The 4,940-nt window shown below is 50.1% G+C and carries 1 tRNA gene and 3 rRNA genes; all 4 read left to right on the plus strand.

Going from position 1 to position 4,940, the window contains the following annotated elements:
• Positions 1 to 48 precede the first annotated feature (48 nt).
• The 4 genes from NGI26_RS09160 (at position 49) to rrf (ending at position 4,939) form a co-directional block, all read left to right on the plus strand.
• A 16S ribosomal RNA gene (locus tag NGI26_RS09160) occupies positions 49 to 1,596 on the plus strand.
• Positions 1,597 to 1,646: 50 nt separating this feature from the next.
• Positions 1,647 to 1,719: transfer RNA gene (locus NGI26_RS09165), tRNA-Ala, on the plus strand.
• 125 nt (positions 1,720 to 1,844) lie between these two features.
• Positions 1,845 to 4,746: ribosomal RNA gene (locus tag NGI26_RS09170) — 23S ribosomal RNA — on the plus strand.
• Positions 4,747 to 4,823: 77 nt separating this feature from the next.
• Positions 4,824 to 4,939, plus strand: a 5S ribosomal RNA gene (gene rrf, locus NGI26_RS09175).
• The 16S, 23S and 5S rRNA genes sit together here with 1 tRNA gene alongside, the layout of an rRNA operon.
• Position 4,940 lies beyond the last annotated feature (1 nt).

Below are 4,940 nucleotides of genomic sequence, written 5' to 3' on the forward strand. Positions count from 1 at the left end.
AAAAAACAATAAATCTGTCAGTGACAGAAATGAGTGAGAACTCAAACTTTTAATGAGAGTTTGATCCTGGCTCAGGACGAACGCTGGCGGCGTGCCTAATACATGCAAGTAGAACGCTGAAGGAAGGAGCTTGCTCTTTCCGGATGAGTTGCGAACGGGTGAGTAACGCGTAGGTAACCTGCCTGGTAGCGGGGGATAACTATTGGAAACGATAGCTAATACCGCATAATAGTAGATATCGCATGATAACTGCTTAAAAGGTGCAATTGCACCACTACCAGATGGACCTGCGTTGTATTAGCTAGTTGGTGAGGTAACGGCTCACCAAGGCGACGATACATAGCCGACCTGAGAGGGTGATCGGCCACACTGGGACTGAGACACGGCCCAGACTCCTACGGGAGGCAGCAGTAGGGAATCTTCGGCAATGGACGGAAGTCTGACCGAGCAACGCCGCGTGAGTGAAGAAGGTTTTCGGATCGTAAAGCTCTGTTGTAAGAGAAGAACGAGTGTGAGAGTGGAAAGTTCACACTGTGACGGTATCTTACCAGAAAGGGACGGCTAACTACGTGCCAGCAGCCGCGGTAATACGTAGGTCCCGAGCGTTGTCCGGATTTATTGGGCGTAAAGCGAGCGCAGGCGGTTAGATAAGTCTGAAGTTAAAGGCTGTGGCTTAACCATAGTACGCTTTGGAAACTGTTTAACTTGAGTGCAAGAGGGGAGAGTGGAATTCCATGTGTAGCGGTGAAATGCGTAGATATATGGAGGAACACCGGTGGCGAAAGCGGCTCTCTGGCTTGTAACTGACGCTGAGGCTCGAAAGCGTGGGGAGCAAACAGGATTAGATACCCTGGTAGTCCACGCCGTAAACGATGAGTGCTAGGTGTTAGACCCTTTCCGGGGTTTAGTGCCGCAGCTAACGCATTAAGCACTCCGCCTGGGGAGTACGACCGCAAGGTTGAAACTCAAAGGAATTGACGGGGGCCCGCACAAGCGGTGGAGCATGTGGTTTAATTCGAAGCAACGCGAAGAACCTTACCAGGTCTTGACATCCCTCTGACCGCTCTAGAGATAGAGTTTTCCTTCGGGACAGAGGTGACAGGTGGTGCATGGTTGTCGTCAGCTCGTGTCGTGAGATGTTGGGTTAAGTCCCGCAACGAGCGCAACCCCTATTGTTAGTTGCCATCATTTAGTTGGGCACTCTAGCGAGACTGCCGGTAATAAACCGGAGGAAGGTGGGGATGACGTCAAATCATCATGCCCCTTATGACCTGGGCTACACACGTGCTACAATGGCTGGTACAACGAGTCGCAAGTCGGTGACGGCAAGCTAATCTCTTAAAGCCAGTCTCAGTTCGGATTGTAGGCTGCAACTCGCCTACATGAAGTCGGAATCGCTAGTAATCGCGGATCAGCACGCCGCGGTGAATACGTTCCCGGGCCTTGTACACACCGCCCGTCACACCACGAGAGTTTGTAACACCCGAAGTCGGTGAGGTAACCATTTGGAGCCAGCCGCCTAAGGTGGGATAGATGATTGGGGTGAAGTCGTAACAAGGTAGCCGTATCGGAAGGTGCGGCTGGATCACCTCCTTTCTAAGGATAAGGAACGCACATTGGTCTTGTTTAGTCTTGAGAGGTCTTGTGGGGCCTTAGCTCAGCTGGGAGAGCGCCTGCTTTGCACGCAGGAGGTCAGCGGTTCGATCCCGCTAGGCTCCATTGGTGAGAGATCACCAAGTCATGCACATTGAAAATTGAATATCTATATCAAATAGTAACAAGAAAATAAACCGAAAACGCTGTAGTATTAATAAGAGTTTATGACTGAAAGGTCAGAAAAATAAGGTTAAGTTAATAAGGGCGCACGGTGGATGCCTTGGCACTAGGAGCCGAAGAAGGACGTGACAAACGACGATATGCCTTGGGTAGCTGTAAGTAAGCGATGATCCAAGGATTTCCGAATGGGGGAACCCAACAGGTACTACCTGTTACCCATATCTGTTAAGGATATGAGGAGGAAGACGCAGTGAACTGAAACATCTAAGTAGCTGCAGGAAGAGAAAGCAAAAGCGATTGCCTTAGTAGCGGCGAGCGAAACGGCAGGAGGGCAAACCGAAGAGTTTACTCTTCGGGGTTGTAGGACTGCAAAGTGGACTCAAAGACTATAGAAGAATGACATGGGAAGGTCAGCCAAAGAGAGTGAGAGCCTCGTATTTTAAATAGTCTTTGTACCTAGCAGTATCCTGAGTACGGCGGGACACGTGAAATCCCGTCGGAATCTGGGAGGACCATCTCCCAACCCTAAATACTCCCTAGTGACCGATAGTGAACCAGTACCGTGAGGGAAAGGTGAAAAGCACCCCGGGAGGGGAGTGAAATAGAACCTGAAACCGTGTGCCTACAACAAGTTCGAGCCCGTTAATGGGTGAGAGCGTGCCTTTTGTAGAATGAACCGGCGAGTTACGATATGATGCGAGGTTAAGTTGAAGAGACGGAGCCGTAGGGAAACCGAGTCTGAATAGGGCGCCTTAGTATCATGTCGTAGACCCGAAACCATGTGACCTACCCATGAGCAGGTTGAAGGTGCGGTAAGACGCACTGGAGGACCGAACCAGGGCACGTTGAAAAGTGCTTGGATGACTTGTGGGTAGCGGAGAAATTCCAAACGAACTTGGAGATAGCTGGTTCTCTCCGAAATAGCTTTAGGGCTAGCGTCGACATCAAGATTCTTGGAGGTAGAGCACTGTTTGGGTGAGGGGTCCATCCCGGATTACCAATCTCAGATAAACTCCGAATGCCAAAGAATTATGGTCGGCAGTCAGACTGCGAGTGCTAAGATCCGTAGTCGAAAGGGAAACAGCCCAGACCACCAGCTAAGGTCCCAAAATAATTGTTAAGTGGAAAAGGATGTGGGGTTGCACAGACAACTAGGATGTTAGCTTAGAAGCAGCTATTCATTCAAAGAGTGCGTAATAGCTCACTAGTCGAGTGACCCTGCGCCGAAAATGTACCGGGGCTAAAACAATTTACCGAAGCTGTGGATACCTTTATAGGTATGGTAGGAGAGCGTTCTATGTGTGGAGAAGGTGTACCGTGAGGAGCGCTGGAACGCATAGAAGTGAGAATGCCGGTATGAGTAGCGAAAGACAGGTGAGAATCCTGTCCACCGTAAGACTAAGGTTTCCAGGGGAAGGCTCGTCCGCCCTGGGTTAGTCGGGACCTAAGGAGAGACCGAAAGGTGTATCCGATGGACAACAGGTTGATATTCCTGTACTAGAGTATGTAGTGATGGAGGGACGCAGTAGGCTAACTAAAGCAGACGATTGGAAGTGTCTGTCTAAGCAGTGAGGTGTGAATTGAGTTAAATGCTTAGTTCTATAACATTGAGCTGTGATGGGGAGCGAAGTTTAGTAGCGAAGTTAGTGACGTCACACTGCCAAGAAAAGCTTCTAGCGTTTAACATACTCTACCCGTACCGCAAACCGACACAGGTAGTCGAGGCGAGTAGCCTCAGGTGAGCGAGAGAACTCTCGTTAAGGAACTCGGCAAAATGACCCCGTAACTTCGGGAGAAGGGGTGCTGACTTTACGTCAGCCGCAGTGAATAGGCCCAAGCAACTGTTTATCAAAAACACAGCTCTCTGCTAAATCGTAAGATGATGTATAGGGGGTGACGCCTGCCCGGTGCTGGAAGGTTAAGAGGAGTGCTTAGCGGTAACGCGAAGGTATGAATTGAAGCCCCAGTAAACGGCGGCCGTAACTATAACGGTCCTAAGGTAGCGAAATTCCTTGTCGGGTAAGTTCCGACCCGCACGAAAGGCGTAATGATTTGGGCACTGTCTCAACGAGAGACTCGGTGAAATTTTAGTACCTGTGAAGATGCAGGTTACCCGCGACAGGACGGAAAGACCCCATGGAGCTTTACTGCAGTTTGATATTGAGTGTCTGTACCACATGTACAGGATAGGTAGGAGTCTATGAGCTCGGGACGCCAGTTTCGAGGGAGACGTTGTTGGGATACTACCCTTGTGTTATGGCCACTCTAACCCGGATAGGTGATCCCTATCGGAGACAGTGTCTGACGGGCAGTTTGACTGGGGCGGTCGCCTCCTAAAAGGTAACGGAGGCGCCCAAAGGTTCCCTCAGAATGGTTGGAAATCATTCGCAGAGTGTAAAGGTATAAGGGAGCTTGACTGCGAGAGCTACAACTCGAGCAGGGACGAAAGTCGGGCTTAGTGATCCGGTGGTTCCGTATGGAAGGGCCATCGCTCAACGGATAAAAGCTACCCTGGGGATAACAGGCTTATCTCCCCCAAGAGTTCACATCGACGGGGAGGTTTGGCACCTCGATGTCGGCTCGTCGCATCCTGGGGCTGTAGTCGGTCCCAAGGGTTGGGCTGTTCGCCCATTAAAGCGGCACGCGAGCTGGGTTCAGAACGTCGTGAGACAGTTCGGTCCCTATCCGTCGCGGGCGTAGGAAATTTGAGAGGATCTGCTCCTAGTACGAGAGGACCAGAGTGGACTTACCGCTGGTGTACCAGTTGTCTTGCCAAAGGCATCGCTGGGTAGCTATGTAGGGAAGGGATAAACGCTGAAAGCATCTAAGTGTGAAACCCACCTCAAGATGAGATTTCCCATGATTTTATATCAGTAAGAGCCCTGAGAGATGATCAGGTAGATAGGTTAGAAGTAGAAGTGTGGCGACACATGTAGCGGACTAATACTAATAGCTCGAGGACTTATCCAAAGTAACTGAGAATACGAGAGCGTAAGGTTTTCTTGTGATTTGATAGATATTCAATTTTGAGTATGTAAGACTCAAAGTTAAGTGACGATAGCCTAGGAGATACACCTGTTCCCATGCCGAACACAGAAGTTAAGCCCTAGAACGCCGGAAGTAGTTGGGGGTTGCCCCCTGTGAGATATGGAAGTCGCTTAGCT

The organism is Streptococcus sp. Marseille-Q0941 (assembly GCF_943736975.1).
In the GTDB taxonomy this organism is placed as follows: Bacteria; Bacillota; Bacilli; order Lactobacillales; family Streptococcaceae; genus Streptococcus.